Here is a 21,641-nt window from a genome sequence, read left to right on the forward strand (position 1 = left end):
ATACCCATGTTCTCAACGATCCGGACCGTAAGAGCGGAAGCCCGCTGGATGATCTGTGAGATTCATTGGTGAGCTCTCGCGTCGCTCCGTGTTTTACTTGCTGCGCCCGATTTCCAGGATGACCTGTGGAATGAGGAAAAAACTCGGGGCAGCCGCCGAGCTGCAGGCGCGTAGCCTGATCCTGAGGCTATTTCTCGGAGGGTTTCGCATCGAGGAGATCGATCACGAAAGTGGTGCCCACCCCGGGTTTTGATATGACATCGATAGAACCACCCATTCTCTCGATGGCGTTCTTGCAGAAGTAAAGTCCCAGACCGGTTCCGTCACGGTCGGCGGTGCTTCTAGCCCGAAACATGGGTTTGAAGATCATGGGCAGATCGTCGGGACAGATTCCTACCCCGTTGTCGCGGATATAGATACGTGTCGCTGCCGAGGAGATTTTGACATGTTCAGACTTCACCTCCAGATGTATGGGCCGATCGAAGTCCCTATATCTTATCGAGTTCGAGAAAATATTGGAGAACACCTGTTTGAGTGTCTGTGGATTTGCCATCACCTCGCCCTTTGCCAGACTGACGGTATGCGTGAAGGAGGGACCGTTTTCCTCTTCGAGTTCGGAAAGAGCATCCGCGATCACAGCTTCGAGACTGACCGGAAACACCTTTCCATCCTCACTCGACAGAGCGGAGGAAAGGAGCTCGGTGATCACATTGCTGATGTTCTCCGTATTGCGTGAGGCACGTGCGATCTGTTCCTCCAGGCGATCTTGATCCGGGATTTTTCTAAGCGTGCTCGCGACAATTTCAAGGGTCAGAGAAACGATGTGAAGTGGATTTCTGATCTCGTGTGCCAGCGTTTTTCCGAATAGCCGCAGGTCTTCGTTACGTTGCTTCAGTTCCTGCTGGACTTTGAAGCGTTCGATCGAGTGTCTGACGGTCTTCCGGATGATTTCCGCATTGATTGCGTCTTTCGAAATAAAGTCCTGGGCACCGAGTCTTATGGCAGTTTCACCAAGCTTTTCATCCTCCAGAGAAGTCAGCACAATGGTGGGAAGCCTTTCGAAAATTTCCCCGCCATGAAAGATCGTCCACGCCGAATCACTGTCGGGAAGATTCAGATCGAGAATCACCACGTCAAACGAGCCAGACTTGAGCTGCTCCCTCCCCTCCTCGAAGGTGGGAACGCGGATGATTTCCTCCACCCAGGGTTGCTGGGAACGGGACAGATGACGATTCAACAAATACCAATGGTCATCGTTATCTTCGATGACGAGAAGACTGATTTTACGGAACGAGGATGAATACATTAACTGCTAGCCTTTCCTATTCGACGGTGGCGGCTGGTTCCAGATGCCCCAGTAAAGGCTCAGATCCGAGATCATTTTCCGAAAATTCTCGGACTCGACGGGTTTCACCAGATAGGAGTTCACATGATGCTCATATGCCGATTCCCGATCACTGAGCTCGGCGGAGGTGGTCAAAATTACCACTAAGAGGTGTGAGAGTGCGGGATCTTCCCGGATTTCCTTGAGAACTTCCAAACCGTTCTTTTTGGGCAACTTCAGATCCAGAAGGATTACCTCGGGCATCTGGCGCCGGGAAAACATCCCTTCTCCGCGCAGGTAATCCATTGCCTGCTCACCATCGGAGACTCTTTCAATGGTATTGACCAGTCTGGAGCGTCTCAAGCTACGTATACAAAGCTCGGCGTGGTCGTCGTCATCTTCGACCAATAAAAAGTCGATCAGTTTTCCGTCATTCATACTGGATCAATTATACTGCAGGAAAGGTGAGAACAAAAGTGGTGCCACTTCCTTCCTCCGAGAGCAGCTTTACATTCCCGCCTGCTTGTTCAATCACTTTTTTGACGAGAGCCAGCCCGACCCCCGAGCCGCTTTTTTTGTTATCAAGACGTTCGAAAAGCCGGAATACCCTTTCGTGATGTTGCGGAGGTATTCCAGGTCCATTGTCCACAACCTTGTAGACCACGGATTTCTCCGACTGGGAGCAGGACAGACAGATTTCCGGCTCAGGATGCCCGGGAGTCATGTATTTCAGGGCATTATCGATTAGATTCCGGAAAGCCCGGACAATATCACTTTCCACGCCGATGAGATCGAGCGGCTTCTCGGGGAGCACCAGTCTGACTCCGGATTCCCTGATGCGCTCGGAAAACTCTTCCCTAAGATCGGACATCATTGTCTCCATGTTCACAGTCGCCGCGTGTTTTCCTTCCCGGCCGATTCGGGAAAACACCAATAATTCATCGATCAGGCCGCCCATTTTCTCCACTGCGAAGCTGATCCGGGACAAGGAATGGCGAGCTTGCTCCATATCGCCTTCGTCTAAATCTTCTTCCAGAGCCCGGACATACCCATTGACAGTAATCAGCGGGGATTTCAGATCATGAGATACCGAGTAGGCGAATTGCTGGAGCTCCGAGTTTCTATTTACCAGCTCCAGATTCAGCCTTGCCACCCGCTGGGAGCGATCGATGAGAAATGCACCCAGCGACGAGCGGATTTCCGCTGCGATTGCGCGATCTATCTCCGTCCATTCCCTTGAAAGCCCTTTCACAATATCCATGTAGGCAGCAAAGGACTCCCGAGGACCAAGCTTACCGGTGCGAGAGTCCCGGCTGTATTCCTCCGGGTCTCCTCCCCACAGATCTTTCTCCACATACTCATCTCTGAATACAGCGATGTGCCAATCCTTACCAATACGCAGGGAGAGCAGCCCTGCCGAGCCACACGGCTCCCCGCCAAGCCCGGAAATGCTACGAGTCGTCCATAGATCCAGCAATGCGTCATCGTTGGGGACTGCTTTCAAAAGCGAAGCCAAGGCATCCTCTCCGGGGACTGAGCCATAGCTTTCCGTCCAGCCATTCTCCACGACAGCAATACCGTCCGCATCGAAGACTTTCAGAAAGAGCTCCCCGTTTTCCACAATCGCTTTCTGGATATCCTCGCCAGAAGCCAGGCAGCGGATCGCTTTCGGCAAATTCTCGCGCCGTTTGATTTCCTCTGCCTGTCTGGCGTAGATTTCCGCAAAAATCAGCTTGGAGGCCAGGACCTGACCGTAATGGGTGCAGGCTGCGCGAGCGGAATAATCGAGCGTCATCGGTGTGTCGTGATGACAAGCAATAAGCCCCCACAACTCTCCCGATGGCGTCAGTAGGGAAATCGACATCGAAGAGCCCACTCCCATATTTTTCAGATACTGGATATGTATGGGGGAAACCGCTCTGAGGACGGATAAACTCAGATCAAGCTTTGCAGCGTCTTGAGATGCGGAAGCGAGTATCCCGGCTGGCTCATCGCCGGTATCCCTTACCAGGCGGATCAGGCTTTTCTTATAAAGTTCCCGTGCCTGCGGAGGAATATCGCTGGCCGGGAAGCGAAGCCCCAGAAAAGATGTCATTCCCGCTTTGTGGTTTTCCCCTACGACCTTCCCGTTCCAGTCGGAGTCAAACCGATAGACCATCACGCGGTCAAATCCGGTATATTGGCGGATCTCAAGAGCCATCACCCCGGCGATGGATTCGATCGTTTCTCCGGATTGTAGGGAGAGCAGCGAATTTGAGGTCAGCCGGAAATAGTCATCCACACCATCGGGTGAGGCGGAGCTCCTTTCCAGCTCGAGGATGATACTATCGCCGGACCGATGCACCACCCCATCGAACTTCATTGCCGGGCTCGTCTTACTGGTGATCCGGAATGGGTTATTGAAAAGATAGGCCGGGCTATCCATCGCGGATAAGGCACCATCACGATTCAAGCCCTCAAAATAATTCACAAACGGAGTTTCGAGAATTTCAGCCGGATCCAGATCCAGTATCTCCTTCACGTTCTCGCTGACATGCGTGATCAGCCCTGTATCGACTCCCATTCCTATCAGGATGCCATGCGACTGAATTTTGCCGAGCAGATGAATCGGCTCCAAAGCACACTCATCTGTCTTTGATCTCTCTTTTTCCATGAATTTAGCAAAACCGATTTAGTTTCATGCGGATTCGTTCGCAATGGAAATCCTTGCAGGTAAAGCAGTAGTAGGGAACCCTCGGTGAGATACTTAAAAATGCCAACCCGTCCCATCCCTCCCCTTCTAGAGCAGCTCCGCAACAGCACGAAAGCGGCCCATGCGAATCTGGATACAGCGTTCAATCTGGAGCAAATCACCTCTTCTCCAGCTGCCTGCGAAGCCTATTTGCTGAAGTTTTCCAAAGCGTTCCAGGTCGTGGCAAAGCAGATTGATTGGAACTTGGCGGCATCCCTGGAGCTACCTGACCTTCCCGCTCGAAGAGGCCGATACGGCCAACTGCCCTCCGCCCCTTTCACCTACGGGGATTCCACAATCTCCGAGACCGTGGGAACCCTATACGTCCTGGAAGGAAGCGTGCATGGAGGCGGACAGATCCTACGGAGAATCCATGAAAAACATCCGGATGCCCAGCTTGCAGGCGGCGGTTTTCTGAGAGGATTCGGCGAGAAAAACCCGATCATGTGGAGAGCATTTGTTAGCTGGCTGGGCGGACTGAAGCTTTCCCCGGAGGAAATGGCCGGCTGCTGTGCTATCGCCTGCGAAACGTTCGAGGTTTTCGAGCGGTATTTGAATGACAAAACGTCGTGATAGCCAGCGGGTTTGTGGTGGATTTAAAGAGTTGGAAATCATCCCGTTTGAAATTCTCCACTGATGGGGAATCTTTATGGCCGGAAACATGATCACTGCCACAGCCCCGCTTCTACATCACATTTATCTTTCAAAAGGCCACGACTACTGGGGACGGCAGGGCGAAGGGCGTTTGCAGCAAGGAATCATCGAATGCGAGGAAGTGGAATGCGTAGCCGGTATGGGACTTCTGGGCGACCGCTATTTCAACTACCGTCCCGATTTCAAGGGGCAGGTAACTTTTTTCGATCAAGAGGTAGTGGTGGCCATCCGGCAAAAATTCAAACTACCCAAGCTTCCTGCGTCTATTTTTCGCCGGAATCTAATTGTATCCGGGCTCGATCTGAAATCGCTCAAAGGAGAGAAATTCGTGTTTCAGGGAATCGAATTCGAGGGCTCCCAGGAATGCAAACCCTGCCATTGGATGGATCGGGTGATTGATCCCGGAGCGGAAGAGTTTATGAAGAGTGAATTTCGCGGGGGTCTTCGTGCAAAAATCCTTACCAGCGGGCGTCTTCGCAAGGGGCTGGCGCTTGGGTGACTGCTGGAAATGTCCGTAGTTGCTGGAAAAATTACCGGGATAGACACGAATCAGCCCGTGGCATGGATCATGCGAAAATGCCCGCTCCATGAAAAAGCCAGAAAACTTCGTAGCCACCAACCAAGCCAAAGTTCCCGATCAGGCCAGCGAGCCACAGGGATGTCCTTTCAAACACCTGATGGGCGGAGTGATGCACCAAAAGGCCCACGGGTCCGGGGATTCGCTTACCACTCCCCAGGGTCTGCCGATTTCCGATGACCAGAACCAGCTGAAAGTCGGGGCCTCGGGTCCAAGTCTGCTGGAGGATATGAACTTTCGGGAAAAGATGTTCAAGTTCGACCACGAACGGATTCCCGAGCGAGTGGTTCACGCACGTGGCTATGGTGCCCGTGGATACTTCGAGTGTCTGGACGATTGTAGCGATATCACCATGGCATCCGTGCTGGGAGAAGTCGGCAAGAAAACGGAAGCATTCGTCCGGTTCTCCACCGTTGCCGGTAGCAAGGGATCCCCCGATCTGGCCCGCGATGTCCGCGGATTCGCCGTGAAGCTATATTCGGAAACCGGAAACTGGGATATTGTCGGCAACAACATCCCGGTCTTTTTCATCCAGGATGCGATGAAATTCCCCGATTTGATCCATTCCGCGAAGCCTGAGCCCCATACAGGATTTCCGCAGGCCCAAACCGCACATGACAATTTTTGGGACTTTGTCTCATTGATGCCGGAATCAACCCACATGCTCATGTGGATAATGTCGGATCGCGCCATTCCCCGTTCGTTCCGCACCATGGAGGGATTCGGAGTCCACACCTTCCGGTTGGTAAATCGCGATGGTGCTTCCAAATTCGTCAAGTTCCACTGGAAACCAAAAGCAGGCCTGCAATCGGTGACTTGGAATGAAGCGGTAAAAATCAATGGTGCTGATCCTGACTTCCACCGCAGGGACTTGAGAAATGCGATCGAAATGGGAGATTTCCCGGAATGGGAACTCGGGCTCCAGGTATTCGACGAAGATTTCGCAGCAGAATTCCCATTTAGTATTCTTGATTCCACCAAACTAATTCCGGAAGAACTGGTTCCTATACGGACCGTCGGGCGTTTGGTTCTGGATCAAAACGTGGATAATTTCTTTGCAGAAACCGAACAGGTCGCCTTCTGCACCCAGAACATCATTCCGGGTATCGACTTCACCAATGATCCCCTCCTCCAAGGCCGGAATTTTTCCTATCTGGATACGCAGCTGAAACGCTTGGGAGGGCCTAATTTTACCCATATTCCGGTCAATGCCCCCCGCTGCCCGGTGCGTCACTTTATGCAGGATGGCCACGGAACGATGAAGAACCCCAGTGGTAGAGCGAACTATGAGCCGAACTCCTGGTCAGGAGATCAAACGGGCCCGCGGGAATGGTCTGGCGGCTTCAAGTCATTTCCAGCCTATGAAGAAGGGGAAAAAGTCCGCGCCCGTGCGGAAACATTTTCCGATCACTACAGCCAGGCAAACCAATTTTACCGCTCCCAGACCAAAGTCGAGCAGCAACATATCGCAGACGCTTTTGTCTTCGAGCTAAGCAAGGTGGAAACTCCTGCAATCCGGGAGCGAATCGTCTCCCATCTTCTGAACGTTTCCGACGAGCTGGCACGTGCGGTTGCAGAAGGGCTGGGATTGGAGGTGCTTCCGGAAGCCGCACCACCGGCAAGGGAGCCCGTGACAGATTTGCAAACCTCGGATGCGCTTAGTATTCTGAAAAATTGCCCGAACAGTCTCAAAGGAAGAAAATGTGGAATCCTTCTTACCAACGGGGCGGATCAGAAGCTCGTGGAAACTCTCGAAAAAGCATTGAAAGCGGAAGGCGCGACGATGGAGATAGTAACTCCGAAAATCTTCGGGGTGACTCTTTCCGATGGATCGAAGCGCAGAGGTGACCAGAAAATCGACGGAGGCCCCTCGGTGCTCTACGATGTGATTGCGGTTCTGGCATCGGACGAGGCTGTGGAGAGTTTGAAAAGCATGCCTGCTTTCCGCGATTTTGTGGCCGATGCTTTCGCTCATAAAAAATACATCGGCTTCAGCCCGGAAGCAGCCGGCCTTGTTTCGGAAATCACCCGGGCCGGAGATCCTGCTAGCGATGAGGCTATGATCGAGCTCTCAGAAGAAAAGGATGTCCTTTCATTTGTGGAATCGTCCAAGGCATTACGCTTCTGGGCGCGCAAATAGAGAATCTATTGAAGCTCTCGGCGGATCTTCTTCCAAAGCCCGCCGGGGGCCATTTCGATTGCCGGCCGTTGATATCGTCCGGTAGGCAAACCCAAAATGAGCACTCTGCTACAACCATCAGACGCCCTATTGCCTCAGGGGCTGGTATTCACCTCCGATAGTATGCCTGGCTATCGGAGGTTGAAGCGTGGCAGAGGGTTTTCGTTCAGATACCCGGATGGCACCTTGCTGACATCCAAACCGGAGCGAAAGCGCATCCTTTCCCTGGCAATTCCACCCGCATATGAGGATGTCTGGATATGTATGAAGGCAAACGGCCATCTGCAGGCGACTGGTATGGATGCCAGATTGCGGAAGCAATATCGTTACCATCCCCACTGGCACGAACATGCAGCGAATTTGAAGTTCGGCGTGCTTCCGGATTTTGCCAAAACATTGCCGAAACTCCGTGCCCGTTATCGGAAATCACTGAAGAACCAGAGTCTCGATAAGGATCGTATTGTTGCCGGAATCGTATGCTTGCTGGATCAGACAGGCTACCGGATCGGAAATGCAAGGTATGAGAAAGAAAACCGCAGCTATGGCCTATCGTCACTGCTATCGAAGCATGCGAAAGAGTCCGAAGATGGAAGCGTCATCCTTAGCTTTCGCGGCAAGTCCGGTCAGCAGCATCTTACAGAAATTCAGGACGCGCGGCTGGTAAAACTGGTCGAAGACCTACATGAACTGCCCGGCCAGCATCTTTTCCGCTACGAGGACGATTCAGGCCAGCTCCATGATATCGACTCATCCGATGTGAATGACTGGTTGAAAGCTACCACGGGAGGAGATTTCACTGCAAAACAGCTGCGGACCTGGAAGGCCACCGTGCTCTGCGCCCGCGCGCTCAAGAACGCTCCTTGTGGCACCACGCAGGCAGAGATCAAGCGCGCTATCAACCTAGCCATCGCGTCGACTGCCAAGCAGCTCAATCATACCAAAGCAACCTGCCGGAAATACTACATCCACCCCGCCTTATTGGAGCGCTACATGGACGGATTTCTCCATCACATCATGAACGCTCCCGCGCCTAGGTTGAGGAAAGCGGACGGAAGTGCCGGGCTTCATGCAGATGAGCGGCGCGTGCTTAAAATCATCACATCCGTTAAATGAACCTCATCTCAACTTCCGGCTCGCTCCCAGCTTGCCAATGGGTGGTGCTTTCCTGATTTTCGATGAGGATGAGGATGAAGAACCAGCGGAACTCATCCCGCCGATGCGGACGGCTCCGTATCCAGCACGGGAATCGCGGCGCTGATCGATCTGCCTGCGTATGTCCTGCTGTTTCCGGGCGATTTCAAATGGGGTTCTCGCAAAGTGATTAACACTGTAACCCGCTCGCTCCAGCGCAATCCGGGTGCGCTTCCATTCGGCAAGAAATTCTGATTCCGCACAATCGGGACCGGCATTTGCGATAGCTGTAAAAAGAAGGAACAATGACAGGCGTTTCATGGGATCCAAGGGTTGCCGGTCAGACGGACGCCTTATGAAAATTATTCACCAGACTGGAAAATCCCACTCCCGGAATCCGCTGAACGGCCAACATCATCCAACCTGTCACACCGCGCCAATACGTCGCACAGCATCGTGCCAGTATGTCCCAGAATCGCCTGCTCCCAGATGTCAACAGATGCCCGCGATCCTTGCAAACATTGGGGATTCTCACAATTCGTGAGATCGGCACCGATCCTGCGATAGGAAGCGGAAACAACCACCCATTTTAAATATTATGTCTAAAATTCTAGGAATCGACCTCGGCACTACGAACTCCTGTATGTCCATCATGGACGGCGGTGAGCCAACAGTTCTCGAAAACTCCGAAGGTGCACGCACCACGCCATCCATTGTTGCATTTGCCAAAAACGGCGAACGCCTCGTCGGCCAAGCCGCAAAGCGCCAGGCGGTAACCAACCCGAAAAATACCATTTTCTCAGCCAAACGCCTCATCGGCCGCAAGTTCAACGAGCTTACCGATGCCGACAAGCGCATGCCCTACAAAATCGTTGCTGCATCCAATGGCGATGCCCACATCGAAGTGGAAGTCTCCGGTGAGACAAAGACCTACTCCCCGCAGGAAATCGCCGGCATGGTTCTCGGCAAACTCAAGGCCGATGCAGAAGCTAAAATCGGTGAGAAAATCACCCAGGCGGTGATCACTGTCCCAGCTTATTTCAATGACTCCCAGCGTAACGCCACAAAGGCAGCGGGCGAAATCGCCGGTCTCAAGGTGCTCCGCATCATCAACGAGCCTACCGCGGCGGCACTCGCTTATGGTCTCGATAAGAAATCCGATGAAAAGATCGCGGTTTACGACCTCGGCGGCGGCACCTTCGATATTTCCGTCCTGGAAATCGGCGATGGCGTTTTCGAAGTTCTCGCCACTGATGGTGACACCCAGCTCGGTGGTGACGACTGGGATAACACTCTTATCGAATACATTGTAGCGGAGTTCAAAAAGGACCAGGGCATTGATCTTTCCGGTCAGTCCGATGCGCTTCAGCGTATCAAGGAAGAGGCGGAAAAGGCAAAAATCGCCCTCTCCTCCAGCCAGTCCTACGATATCAACCTGCCGTTCATCACCGCGGATGCGACCGGACCGAAACACATCCAGCTCACCATCTCCCGGTCCAAGCTGGAGCAGCTTACCGACAAGCTTTTCGCACGCACCAAAAAGCCGGTTATCGACTGCCTCAAGGAAGCCGGAGTTTCCGCTTCCGAGATCAACGAGCTTGTTCTCGTAGGTGGTATGACACGGATGCCGAAGGTTGTGGAAATTGCCAAAGAACTCGCAGGACAAACTCCTCACCAAGGTGTAAACCCGGACGAAGTTGTTGCCATCGGTGCGGCAATTCAAGGCGGCGTTCTCGCAGGTGATGTGAAAGATGTCCTTCTTCTTGATGTCACACCACTTTCGCTTTCCATCGAAACCGAAGGCTCCCGTGCGACACCAATGATCGAGCGCAACACCACCATCCCAGCGAAGAAATCGCAGGTTTTCTCCACAGCTGCCGACAACCAGCCAGCCGTAGATATCCGCATTTGCCAGGGCGAGCGCCCGATGTTCTCGGACAACAAACTTCTTGGAAACTTCAAGCTGGATGGAATCGCACCGGCACGCCGCGGAGAACCGCAGATCGAGGTAACCTTCGATATCGATGCCAACGGCATTCTCCACGTCTCCGCAAAAGACAAACAATCCGGCAAAGAACAGAAGATTTCCATCCAGGGCTCTTCAGGTCTTTCCAAAGAAGAGATCGAAAAAGCGAAATCCGATGCGGAAGCACATGCCGAGGAGGACCGCAAGCGCGTCGAGCGCGTTGATGCGATCAACAAAGCTGAAAACCTTGCTTTCTCCGTGGAAAAACAAATCGAGGAACTTGGCGACAAAGCTCCTGCGGAGCTCAAATCCTCACTTGAGGAAAAAGTCAAAGCCGTCCGCGATGCAATCAGCAGCGACGATATCGAGAAAATCACAGCAGCGACCACAGAGCTGGAAAATTCGCTCCAGGCACTTGCCGAAGCAGCACAACAAGCAGGTGCGGCAATGGGCGGAAATCCGGATGTCGAGCCAGCGGAAGCATCCGGTGAGTCCTCCGAGCCGAAAAAGGCCAAAGGCAAAGTCGTCGATGCGGAAGTCGTGGATTAATCCGAACCCGGCTAGCGACCGCCAATAGGTCGCGACGCTTCGCTTTCCCACATAACCCTTTCCACGCCCGTGTCATGCAGGCGTGGCTTCTCAAACAAACCAAAAGAAACAAAGAACCAATACATATTATGGCAAACATCAAACCACTCGGACAACGTGTCCTCGTAAAACGCCTCGAAGCAGACGCAATCAGCGCAGGTGGCATTGTCCTTCCGGATACAGCGAAGGAAAAACCACAGGAAGCTGAAGTTCTCAGCCTTGGCACCGGCGGCAAAGACGAGAAAGGTAACGATATTACCTTTTCCGTAAAGGTCGGCGACAAGGTTCTCATTTCCAAATATGGCGGCACCGAGGTCAAACTTGATGGCGCGGAAGTCCTCATCATCTCTGAGTCAGACATCCTCGGTATCGTTGGATAATTCCAATCTGAAATTTTAAACCACAAATTACCAAATCTAGAAATTATGGCCAAACAACTACAATTCGACGAAGCAGCACGCCAAGCACTCCTGCGCGGAGTTGAAAAACTTGCACGTGCCGTGAAGGCAACTCTCGGCCCAGCCGGCCGCAATGTCATCCTCGACAAGAAATTCGGCTCTCCGACAATCACCAAGGACGGTGTTTCGGTAGCCAAGGAAATCGAGCTCGAGTGCCCTTACGAGAACATGGGCGCACAGCTCATCCGTGAAGTTTCCTCCAAGACATCCGACATCGCCGGTGACGGAACCACCACAGCGACAGTGCTTGCCGAAGCCATCTACAAAGAAGGTCTCCGCAACGTAACCGCAGGTGCCAACCCGATCTCTCTCCAACGTGGCATCATGAAGGCCACCGAAGCGATCGTCACAGAACTCAAAGCGCTTTCCAAAACTGTCTCCGACACCAAGGAAATCGCTCAGGTCGCGACCGTTTCCGCTAACTGGGACAAGGAAATCGGCGGCATCATCGCTGAGGCCATGGACAAAGTCGGCAAGGACGGAACCATCACTGTTGAAGAAGCAAAAGGCCTCGAAACAACTCTCGACGTTGTAGAAGGTATGCAGTTCGACAAAGGTTACCTCAGCCCTTATTTCGTGACTGATCCGGACACAATGGAAGCATCTTTTGAGAATGCTCTTATCCTCATCCACGAGAAGAAGATCAGCTCCCTCAAGGACATGCTTCCGCTTCTCGAAAAAGTCGCAAAATCCGGCAAGCCACTCATCATCATCGCTGAAGATGTCGAAGGCGAAGCTCTTGCGACACTCGTTGTCAACAAACTCCGCGGCATCCTCAACATCGCTGCTGTCAAGGCACCTGGCTTCGGCGACCGCCGCAAGGCTATGCTGGAAGACATCGCTGTTCTCACCGGTGGCCGCGTGATTACCGAAGACCTCGGCATCAAGCTGGAGTCCGTGGAACTCAGCGACCTCGGTGAAGCGAAGCGCCTTACCATCAGCAAGGACTCCACTGTCATCGTTGAAGGTGGCGGCACATCAGATGCCATCACAGGCCGTGTTAACCAAATCCGCCGTCAGATCGACGAAACCACTAGCGACTACGATCGCGAGAAGCTCCAGGAGCGCCTTGCGAAACTTGCTGGCGGCGTAGCGGTCATCAACGTTGGTGCAGCTACCGAGACCGAGATGAAAGAGAAGAAAGCCCGTGTGGAAGACGCCCTTCATGCGACTCGCGCGGCTGTCGAAGAAGGTATCGTCCCTGGCGGCGGCACCGCACTCATTCGCGCCCTCAAGGCAGCATGCGATAACAAAGCATCTGACGCAGCATCCAACGATGACGAGCTCACTGGTTTTGCCATCGTTTCCCGCGCTGTGGAAGCTCCACTCCGTCAGCTTGCAGCAAACGCAGGCCGCGAAGGTGCGCTTATCGTTGAAAAGGTCAAAAACAACCCGGAAGGCCACGGCTACAACGTCGCTACCGACAAATTCGAAGACCTCATTGCAGCTGGTGTTGTCGATCCTACCAAGGTGACACGCTCCGCTCTGCAAAACGCGGCTTCCATCTCCGGCCTGCTCCTCACCACTGAGGCACTCATCACCGATCTTCCTGAGAAGGAAGAAGCCGGTGCAGGTGGCCATGGTCACGACCACGGCGGCATGGGCGGCATGATGTAATGCCCCTTCGGAAGGAGGAAAAATCCCGGAAACACCCCTTAGATAGGCGCTTCCCGGGAGATCTTCCTCCCGACAATTCCAAGCCGGACAGGTTCGCCCTGTCCGGCTTTTTTCTTATTTCAGGCCGCTGGAAATATCTTCGATGTTCTGATTGGACGTTACCGCGATCATCTCCCAATGTCTCGCCATGGACATTTTCGCGCGTGTAAGGCAGATCTCACTCATTAATACGACTGGCTCGATACTCTCCTGGGACCAGGAAACTTATCTGCCATCCGGTGCGGCGGATTACCGCGCCCAACAGCTATCCTACCTGGCGGCACACGCGCACGAACTCGCCACTTCCGCCGAATACCTCGCCGCGCTGGATGAAGCGGAGTCCCGGGACACCGGTGGCAATCCCGTCCACTCGGCTAACCTGCGGGAACTTCGCCGTGAGTCTGATCGCTCGATCAAGATTCCCACCGATCTCGTAGCCCGTGAGTCCAGTGCCCAGTCCTCTGCCCACCATGCGTGGATCAAGGCCCGCAAGGAAGCGGACTTTTCAATCTTCGCCCCGCATCTGCAGGAGCTATTGGAATTCGCCACCGAGAAAGCAGAACTCTGGGGCTATCCTGGAGAGCCGTATGATGCGCTGCTCGAAGGCTTTGAGCGTGGAACCTCCACAGCGACGATCGCGACGATGTTTGATACCCTTCAGGCAGAACTCGCTCCCCTTTCCGCCAACGCTGTTGCCAAAACCCGGGAGCAAAAACCAACCCTTCCCGACGGTCCGTATCCGATTTCCGTTCAGCAGGATTTCAACACACTCGTTGCGGCAGAGATCGGCTTTGATTTTCATGCGGGTCGTATCGATACGACGACCCATCCTTTCTGCACGACCCTCGGACCGAGCGACATCCGCCTTACGACGCGATACGAAAGCCACGATTTCACATCATCCCTCTTCGGTATCATGCACGAGGCCGGCCACGGCATGTATGAACAAGGCCTTCCGGGGGAGGATTTCGGCCTGCCATCCGGCACAGCGGTCTCACTTGGCATCCACGAGTCCCAGTCCAGGCTGTGGGAAAATCAAGTCGGCCGTTCTCCTGAATTTTGGGATAAATTCTACCCGATCGCCCAGGAACATTTCAAACAGCTCAAGGATTTCCCCAAGGAAAAGTTCCTCCAATATATCCATCGCGCGGAATTTTCGCCTATCCGCGTAGAGGCCGACGAGGCGACCTATGATCTTCATATCATCCTTCGCTTTCAAATCGAGCGCATGCTGCTGAACAAGGAGATCAGCGTCGCGCAAGTGCCGGATGTCTGGAACGAGCTCTTCAAGAAATCATTCGGTTTCGCCCCTGCAAACGATGCCTGCGGCTGTCTTCAGGATATCCATTGGTCGATGGGCGGCATCGGCTATTTCCCGACCTATACGCTGGGAAATATCAATGCCGCACAGCTCTTTTCAGCCGCGACCTCCGACCCGGAAATAAGCCACGCAACCTCGGCGGCAAACTACGCGCCTCTGCTAAAATGGCTTCGTGAAAACATTCACGCCCACGGAGGCGTTCACGATCCAGCGGCGTTGATGAAAAAGGCCACCGGCTCTATTCCGGAAACCAGCCATTACCTGAAGCACCTGTCCGCCCGCTATCTCTAAGAGACATCGCAGTTCCCACCGTATAGAACCACTTTACACCATGTTTATCGTAATCGAAGGCATCGACGGCACTGGAAAGTCCACGCAAGCGAAGCGCCTCGCAGAATATCTCGAAGCAAAGGGACAAACCGTGGTGTCATCCTTCGAGCCGACGGACGGCCCCTGGGGCACCTTGCTGAGAAACTCCGCGGAAACTGGCCGACTATCTCCCGAGGAAGAACTGGAGACTTTCATCAAAGACCGCCGGGAACACGTTTCCAAAAAGATAGCTCCCGCGCTGGCCCAGGGAAAAATCGTGATCCTGGACCGGTATTATTTCTCGACCATGGCTTACCAGGGTGCCCGCGGCTTCGACCCAACCGAAATCCGCAAAAAAAACGAAGCTTTTGCTCCGGTTCCGGATCTACTCCTAATCCTGGATCTTGATCTGGATAAAGCGCTTTCGCGGATCGGCGGCCGGGGCGCGGGCACCAATGAATTCGAAAGGCGGGAAAATCTCTCACGCTGTCGCGAAATTTTTCTCTCATTGGCAAGTGAGAGTTTTGTCAGGATAATTGATACCGATAAATCGCCCGATGAGGTGACCGAATCGATCATTGCAGCACTGCCTACATCGACCTGCGGGCAACAATAAGTGAACCCGTAGAATCTTCGATATTGGAACTTTCGCTAGCCGCGCTCAATCTCTCCGCATGAAACGCCGTATCCCTACCATTCTGCTCTGTGCAGCTACGGCGTTACTCGTATGGTTTCTTCTACCAGGCTCTTCCGTCGACAAGGCGATTTTCAAGCTGACCGCACTAACTTTCGCAGAAAAGCCCTATTTCATCACCGGTAGTGGAGCCCATGACGATCCGCATACGCTGCGGGATTTTTCGAGCGCTCAACAGTCAACGCCTGGAACCCGACCGGCGGTGGTTTCCCTGGGAGATGACCCGGATGGTTTTTTCCAGAGTTCTCCACCCTCGCCGATTGATTTCGCGGTTATCCTGAAAAACATCCAAAGACTCGGGCAGGACAGCCCGGCGATTGCAATTCCATTGGCCTGGCAGGCAGCGGATATCATCTCGCTGACCGCATTGGACCAACAGCTGGATAAATTTTCCGCACCTGTGACCTGCGCTCCGCTCTCACGCAATCCCGTTCCGTCACCAATTCCCGCCGCCTTTCGCCGCGCTTCGATTCCCCTTTCGGATGTTAACGGAGACACGGCTTTACTCCCAATTGTAAATCGGGTTTCCCTTCCGGACATTGTATTGGGCAATAAGACGTCACTCGCAGGTTTCACAGCGCTGGAATCGGAGCCCGCGAATGACGTCCCCCATTTATTCGCCCGCTGGGAAGACCGGGTAGTTCTATCATTCCAACTGCTTGCGGCGCTGAATCACTACGGCCTCCAGCCCTCCGGGGTCAAAATCCATCTCGGTGAATTTGTGGAGCTTGGCGATGGCGCTTCCTACCTTCCAATCGATGAATTCGGGCGCTTGTCGATCACCCCACCCACTCTCCGGGAGAGCAAAAGCGTTCCTGCACAAAATCTAATCGATGCTCCCGATGACCTCTTTGCGGGGACAAATTTCCGTCCTATCGTGCTACGCAATGACTTATCCTCCAGCGATGTTTCTTCCATTGCTTTTTCGAAGTCCCTGGTCGGCACTATCGCTTCACTGGCCGATCCACATTTCACCTCTTCATCATACGTTTTCCACCGGTATTCTCCGGCCGTTGAGCTGCTGGCAATGGGATCTCTGCTGTGCCTGATTATTGGAATGGGCAATTATCCCAGATTGGATGGGAAAATCCCTCTCCTCATTCTAATTGGTCTGATTCTACTCTTTCACTTCGCCTTGGTCCCGATCGCAGGCGCGTGGCTGCCCACAATGCCAGCTCTTGCCATGGTCGCCATTGCTGTCCCGCTCACGCGAAATCACCTGTTAGCCATTCCAGCCTCGACTGTTTCCCTCCCTGAACAAAAGAGCGACATGGAAGAATCAAAAGCGGAGGTTCCGCAAATCCGGAAGCCGGCTACTACAGTCCCCGCTCCATCTCAGTCGGAGAACATCACGACAACCCAAGGTTCGGAAAAAATCACAGAGACCGCGCCCGAAAAGCCAGCCGCGCCAAACGCACCAAAGCGCCCCGCCGCGAAGAAGGCTGCCAGAAAGACGGTCAAGAAGGCCGCGAAAAAAGCCACTCCGAAAAGTTCACGAAAAAGATCGAATCGTAAGCCTCGAAAATAAAAAACATCGCCATGAATCCAGCTGAAAAAGCCAACGCACTCATCGAAGCCCTTCCGTATCTTCAAGCATTCCGCTCGAAGACCATTCTCATAAAAATGGGTGGATCCGCGATGGAAGACCCGGAGCTCGTCGCCAATGTGATGCGGGACATCGTCTTTCTTGAGGTAGCAGGCATCAATCCGATCGTCGTTCACGGCGGGGGCAAAGCGATCTCCGCAGCGATGGAAAAAGCCGGGCTTGAGGCCAACTTCATCGGGGGTTTCCGGGTCACCACGGATGCCGCCATCGATATCGTCTCACGCGTGCTTTCCAGTGAGATCAATCCGGGACTGGTCCGCATGATCCGGGATTTCGGAGGGAAAGCGACCGGCATCCCCGGAACAGATGTTTTTCTGGGCGAAAAACTAAAAAATTTCGACTCCGAAGGAAATCCCGTCGATCTCGGTCGCGTCGGTGAGGTCGTAGGTTGCCAGTTGTCAAACATGGACACCGCCCACAAAGCGGGAATTGTCCCGGTGATTTCTCCACTCGCCTCGGAGCTGGGCACAGGCAGACCTCTCAATATCAATGCGGATCTTGCAGCCGCGGCCTTGGCCAAAGAGCTGCGGGTTTCAAAACTCGTTTATCTATCCGATGTCCCCGGCTTGCTTGCCGATCCGAAGGATCCTTCCAGCTTGATCAAATCCATCAATCGAGCCAAGGCCGATGAATTGATCGCCGACGGCACAATTTCGGGCGGAATGATCCCGAAAGTCCGCTCGGCGGTAGATGCGCTCAATGCCGGAGTCCGTAAAGTCCACTTCGTGGATGGCCGCCTGCCCCATGCCCTTCTGTTGGAAATTTTTACCGATGGCGGCATCGGCACAGAAGTCATTCGCTAGCCGATCTTCCGGAAAAGCCCGCATTCACCCCGGAAAACGGAGTCGTTCCCAACAAGGATTGGCTCCGTTTGCGCAAATGCTTTCCTCAATGGAACCAAACTCTTGCCCCCGGCCCCTCTCTCCGCTATCCCCACCCCGTCCATGAACGAGCAAATCGCCACTATCCAGTCCCAAGCCCTCGAACTCATTGCCGCAGCCTCAGACGAGCGCAGTCTCGATGACGCACGCGTCTCCGTTCTCGGAAAAAAAGGCTCCCTCAGCCTCGCCGGTGCGGCGATCAAGGACGTCCCCAAGGAGGAGAAGGCAGCGTTTGGACAATCGCTCAATGCAGCCCGCACGGCGATCACTTCCGCCCTTGAAGAGAAGCAAATCGCTTTGCAGGAAATCGCCGATAGGGCAGCCCTTGCCGGGATCGACCCCACCCTTCCCGGCCGCTCATTACCTACCGGTGCCCTTCATCCACTTACCCAGATACGGGACGAAGCGATTCAAATCCTCCGGCGTATGGGCTTTGCCCTCGCCGATGGTCCGGAGATCGAAGATGAGTATCATTGCTTTGATGCGCTGAATACTCCCGCCGACCACCCGGCCAGGAACGAAAAGGACACCTTTTATTTTAACTCCGGGAAACTCCTGCGCACCCATACTTCCAGCGTGCAAATCCGCACCATGGAGACGGCGGCTCCGCCTATCCGCATTATCGCTCCCGGCTCCGCGTATCGCCGCGATGAAATCGATGCCACACACCTCTCGGTATTCAATCAACTCGAAGGCCTTTATGTGGATACGGATGTCACCTTGCCTGATCTCAAAGGCACTCTCGAATATTTCTTTCGTGAGATGTTTGGCACTTCCACGGAAGTCCGCTTCCGTCCTCATTTCTTTCCTTTCACCGAGCCTTCTTTCGAAATCGACGTGAAGCTCCAGATCAAAGGCCAGGCTCCTCGCTGGATTGAGGTCGCTGGATGCGGCATGGTAGATCCCGCTGTTTTCGAGTCCATCAACGCGACCCGCAAGGACAACGCACTCTGCCCGGAAAGCGTCACAGGCTTTGCCTTCGGAATGGGTCTGGATCGCCTGGCAATGATCCGCTGGGCCATCAAAGATATCCGCCTACTCATCGAAAACGACACCCGTTTTCTCTCCCAGTTCGCATAATCCAGCTTTTACGGATATCCCGCTCACTGAATCTCTTTTCCACTCTGATGAACATTTCACTAAACTGGCTCTCCACCCACCTCGATCTCACCGGAAAATCCATCGACGAAATTTCCGACCTCTTCACCTTTGCCGGTGTTGAAGTCGAAGGCATTGTCTCGAAAGGCATTGTCTCGGAGAAAATCGTGGTCGCGCAGATCAAAGAAGCCGTGCAACACGAGAATGCGGATAAGCTCAAAGTAACCCAGGTCGATGCAGGCGAAGGTCAGCTCCGCCAGATCGTTTGTGGAGCGAAGAATTATCAGGTCGGCGACAAAGTTCCCTGCTGCTTACCCGGCGCGGACCTCGGCGGCTTTGTTATCGGCGAAACCAAGATGCGCGGGGTTGAATCCAAAGGCATGCTTGCAGCTGCGGAAGAGATTGGCCTTCCGAAGGGTGAGGATGGCCTATTGATCCTCCCTGAAGATGCCCCGATCGGGGTGCCTGTGAAGACACTTTTCGACTCCGACACCCTGCTGGAGCTTGAGGTCACCCCGAACCGTCCGGATCTTCTTTCCCATGCGGGCATGGCCCGCGAGCTCGCGACGCTGCTCAAAACACCCCTTCTCACTGAAAAACGTCCGGAGGTCCAAACTGCGGACGCGGAAGAAGATTTCATCAAACTTGAAGCGCCAGATTCCTGCCCGTTTTATTCAGCTACCCGCATCGATGCCGTGGAGGTTACCGAAAGTCCCGAGTGGCTACAAAAACGTCTCACTTCCATTGGTTTGCGTCCGATCAATCACATCGTTGACATCACCAATTTCGTTTTGCACGAGACGGGCCAACCGCTCCACGCGTTCGACGCGGCAAAAGTCACCGGTGCTCTCGTCATCCGGCAGGCGAACGATGGTGAATCATTCAAAGCTCTGGACGAATCAATCCACACTCTCACTCCGGAGGATCTCGTAATCTCCGATGAATCGGGAGCAGTGCTTGCGCTTGCGGGTGTGATGGGTGGCTATGACAGCGGTGTTAGCGAGACCACGACTTCCATCATTCTGGAATCAGCGTATTTCACTCCTTCAACGATCCGCCGCACCTCACGCCGCACAGCGCTTTCTTCGGACTCTGCCTATCGTTTTGAGCGTGGTGCGGATCCTCAGGCGGTGCTCCCCGCGGCGGCGCTTGCCATTGAGCTCATTGCCGCAGCCGCTGGTAAGACCCGGACCATCGGCTCGCTACCGCCGGCACCTGCACCGGTAGCTCTCGATCTGGAAAAACTCCATCGTCTTCTTGGAAACTCTATTTCAACGGAAGCTGCAGAGGAAATTCTGACGCGTCTGGGTCTGTCCAAAAAGAGCGATGGCACGTGGGAGATTCCTTCCTTCCGCGCTGACCTGACCCGCCACATCGATCTCGTCGAGGAAATTGCCCGGGTGCATGGTCTCGCAAATGTCCCTTCCCGCCTCCAGGGAACTTTTGCGGCAACCAGTGAGATCGACGTTGCCTACGACGCTGACATGGTTCTCCGCCGCAGGCTCGCATCCATCGGCCTCTACGAGTGTCAGACGATCAAGCTGATCGCCGAAAATCAACTTCCCGATATTCTTCCACTTCGTCCTCTTCAGGATGGCGATCTCATTCGGGTCAAATCTCCCCTCAGCGAGGATCATTCGATCATGCGCCCAAGCATCGTTCCGGGCTTGGTTGCATCGGCGGAACGTAATGCACGCCAGCAGTCAAAATCCCTCCGCCTTTTTGAGATGGGGCGTGTCTTCCGCAACGCGGGAGGTGGTAAAGCGTGTGATCAGGAAAGTGACAGCCTCGCTTTGCTTGTTTCCGGAAACGTCCAACCATCATCCTGGGCATCAAAAGACCGGGCGGCCGATCTTTATGATGTCAAAGCACTTCTTTCCGCACTTCTCCCGGGCCAAGCCATTTCCCTGAAGCCAAAGGACCGAGAAAATGTTGCTCTTGCCGCCGAAATCAAGGCGGGCGATCAGACTATCGGCGTTTTTGCCCGTCTTCTTCCCAGCCGTGAGCGCGAACTCGATTTTGCGAATCCTGTTTTCGTTGCAGAGCTCGATTTGGGAAAATTGCGGAAGCTTGTTACCGCAAGAATCCAGGTCGAGGATCTCCCGCAGTTTCCGGGATCTTCCCGCGATGCGGCAATGGAGCTGCCTATTGAAACTCCCAATGCGCAAATTGAGGCGATCCTTGCCAAAGCCAAAGAACCTCTGCTGGTTTCTTTCGATTGTTTTGATTTGTTTACCGATCCCAGCGGCCAGAAAATCGCCGCAGATCGTAAATCCATCGCTTACCGTTTCTACTATCGCGATGCGACCCGGACTCTCAAAACAAATGAGATTGATGAGGCTCATAAGCGTGTTCTAGAGCAACTCGGTAAAATCCAGGGCCTCACCTATCGTTGATATTATAGATGTGATATCACTTTCTGTTACCGCCAGGGACATTTTTGATTAGCCAAACCTGAAGTTTCTTCT

The 21,641-nt window shown here is 53.8% G+C and carries 17 protein-coding genes; 13 read left to right on the top strand and 4 right to left on the bottom strand.

Features of this window, described 5'->3' with window-relative positions:
- Positions 1-187: 187 nt before the first annotated feature.
- From ACFSSA_RS12130 to ACFSSA_RS12140, 3 genes are read right to left on the bottom strand one after another with little or no spacing between them, the layout of a single operon-like run.
- Entirely contained in the window at positions 188-1,306 is a 1,119-nt protein-coding gene (locus tag ACFSSA_RS12130) for a hybrid sensor histidine kinase/response regulator (RefSeq protein WP_386820721.1), read from the bottom strand.
- Between the two features lie 6 nt (positions 1,307-1,312).
- Positions 1,313-1,762 carry a response regulator gene (locus ACFSSA_RS12135; RefSeq protein ID WP_386820722.1) on the bottom strand — a complete coding sequence of 150 codons (450 nt, stop codon included), beginning with the start codon at positions 1,760-1,762 and terminating at the stop codon, positions 1,313-1,315.
- 10 nt (positions 1,763-1,772) lie between these two features.
- The gene (locus ACFSSA_RS12140; RefSeq protein WP_386820724.1) at positions 1,773-3,977 is read right to left on the bottom strand and encodes an ATP-binding protein; all 2,205 of its coding nucleotides are present in this window, start codon (positions 3,975-3,977) and stop codon (positions 1,773-1,775) included.
- Positions 3,978-4,076: 99 nt separating this feature from the next.
- Between ACFSSA_RS12140 and ACFSSA_RS12145 the strand changes: the two genes are divergently transcribed.
- The 4 genes from ACFSSA_RS12145 to ACFSSA_RS12160 all read left to right on the top strand — a co-directional run bounded on the left by ACFSSA_RS12145 (position 4,077) and on the right by ACFSSA_RS12160 (position 8,578).
- A complete protein-coding gene (locus ACFSSA_RS12145) occupies positions 4,077-4,628 on the top strand; it encodes a biliverdin-producing heme oxygenase (protein ID WP_386820726.1) in 552 nt (183 codons plus the stop codon).
- 88 nt (positions 4,629-4,716) lie between these two features.
- The gene (locus ACFSSA_RS12150; RefSeq protein WP_386820728.1) at positions 4,717-5,208 is read left to right on the top strand and encodes an MOSC domain-containing protein; all 492 of its coding nucleotides are present in this window, start codon (positions 4,717-4,719) and stop codon (positions 5,206-5,208) included.
- A gap of 88 nt (positions 5,209-5,296) precedes the next feature.
- Complete coding sequence (locus tag ACFSSA_RS12155; RefSeq protein WP_386820729.1) at positions 5,297-7,426, top strand: catalase; 2,130 nt, start codon at positions 5,297-5,299, stop codon at positions 7,424-7,426.
- Between the two features lie 96 nt (positions 7,427-7,522).
- Complete coding sequence (locus ACFSSA_RS12160; RefSeq protein ID WP_386820730.1) at positions 7,523-8,578, top strand: DNA topoisomerase IB; 1,056 nt, start codon at positions 7,523-7,525, stop codon at positions 8,576-8,578.
- A gap of 3 nt (positions 8,579-8,581) precedes the next feature.
- On the opposite strand, the gene ACFSSA_RS12165 is transcribed toward ACFSSA_RS12160, so the two are convergent.
- The gene (locus ACFSSA_RS12165; RefSeq protein ID WP_386820731.1) at positions 8,582-8,917 is read right to left on the bottom strand and encodes a hypothetical protein; all 336 of its coding nucleotides are present in this window, start codon (positions 8,915-8,917) and stop codon (positions 8,582-8,584) included.
- A gap of 277 nt (positions 8,918-9,194) precedes the next feature.
- Between ACFSSA_RS12165 and dnaK the strand changes: the two genes are divergently transcribed.
- The 9 genes from dnaK (at position 9,195) to pheT (ending at position 21,569) form a co-directional block, all read left to right on the top strand.
- A complete protein-coding gene (gene dnaK, locus ACFSSA_RS12170; RefSeq protein ID WP_386820732.1) occupies positions 9,195-11,111 on the top strand; it encodes a molecular chaperone DnaK in 1,917 nt (638 codons plus the stop codon).
- Positions 11,112-11,239: 128 nt separating this feature from the next.
- Positions 11,240-11,530 carry a co-chaperone GroES gene (locus tag ACFSSA_RS12175; protein ID WP_386820733.1) on the top strand — a complete coding sequence of 97 codons (291 nt, stop codon included), beginning with the start codon at positions 11,240-11,242 and terminating at the stop codon, positions 11,528-11,530.
- Between the two features lie 42 nt (positions 11,531-11,572).
- Entirely contained in the window at positions 11,573-13,225 is a 1,653-nt protein-coding gene (gene groL, locus ACFSSA_RS12180) for a chaperonin GroEL (protein WP_386820748.1), read from the top strand.
- Positions 13,226-13,412: 187 nt separating this feature from the next.
- Positions 13,413-14,876, top strand: coding sequence for a carboxypeptidase M32 (locus ACFSSA_RS12185; protein ID WP_386820734.1), 1,464 nt, complete (start codon positions 13,413-13,415; stop codon positions 14,874-14,876).
- 40 nt (positions 14,877-14,916) lie between these two features.
- A complete protein-coding gene (gene tmk / locus ACFSSA_RS12190) occupies positions 14,917-15,510 on the top strand; it encodes a dTMP kinase (RefSeq protein ID WP_386820735.1) in 594 nt (197 codons plus the stop codon).
- 58 nt (positions 15,511-15,568) lie between these two features.
- Positions 15,569-17,116 carry a hypothetical protein gene (locus tag ACFSSA_RS12195; protein ID WP_386820736.1) on the top strand — a complete coding sequence of 516 codons (1,548 nt, stop codon included), beginning with the start codon at positions 15,569-15,571 and terminating at the stop codon, positions 17,114-17,116.
- Between the two features lie 11 nt (positions 17,117-17,127).
- On the top strand, positions 17,128-17,997 hold the full coding sequence (gene argB / locus ACFSSA_RS12200) for an acetylglutamate kinase (RefSeq protein WP_386820737.1): 870 nt from the start codon (positions 17,128-17,130) through the stop codon (positions 17,995-17,997).
- 141 nt (positions 17,998-18,138) lie between these two features.
- Entirely contained in the window at positions 18,139-19,155 is a 1,017-nt protein-coding gene (pheS, locus tag ACFSSA_RS12205; protein WP_386820739.1) for a phenylalanine--tRNA ligase subunit alpha, read from the top strand.
- A gap of 47 nt (positions 19,156-19,202) precedes the next feature.
- Entirely contained in the window at positions 19,203-21,569 is a 2,367-nt protein-coding gene (gene pheT, locus ACFSSA_RS12210; RefSeq protein ID WP_386820740.1) for a phenylalanine--tRNA ligase subunit beta, read from the top strand.
- Positions 21,570-21,641 lie beyond the last annotated feature (72 nt).

Origin of the sequence: Luteolibacter algae (genome assembly GCF_042683045.1) — a bacterium.
Classification (GTDB): domain Bacteria; phylum Verrucomicrobiota; class Verrucomicrobiia; order Verrucomicrobiales; family Akkermansiaceae; genus Luteolibacter; species Luteolibacter algae.